General features: G+C 62.4%; 1 protein-coding gene. It reads left to right on the forward strand.

The window, feature by feature from the left end; all coding sequences use genetic code 11:
• The coding region (locus lacNas_RS10875; protein ID WP_280515446.1) for an exodeoxyribonuclease VII large subunit at nt 1-210 on the forward strand (210 nt) is incomplete at both ends.

Genomic DNA, 210 nt, shown 5'->3' on the forward strand with positions numbered 1-210 from the left:
TATGCCAAAAGCATGGAACCGGCCGGCCTGGGGGCTCTTTATGAGCGCTTCAAGCAGCTGCAGGAAAAGCTGAGCCGCGAAGGCCTCTTTGACCAGCAGCACAAGCGGCCGCTGCCGCTGTTTCCGGACAAGATCGCGGTGGTGACTTCAGCCTCTGGGGCGGTCATCCACGACATCATGGTCACGGCCAACCGCCGCTTCCCCCACGCT

Source organism: Lactobacillus nasalidis (assembly GCF_016587775.1).
Lineage (GTDB): Bacteria > Bacillota > Bacilli > Lactobacillales > Lactobacillaceae > Lactobacillus > Lactobacillus nasalidis.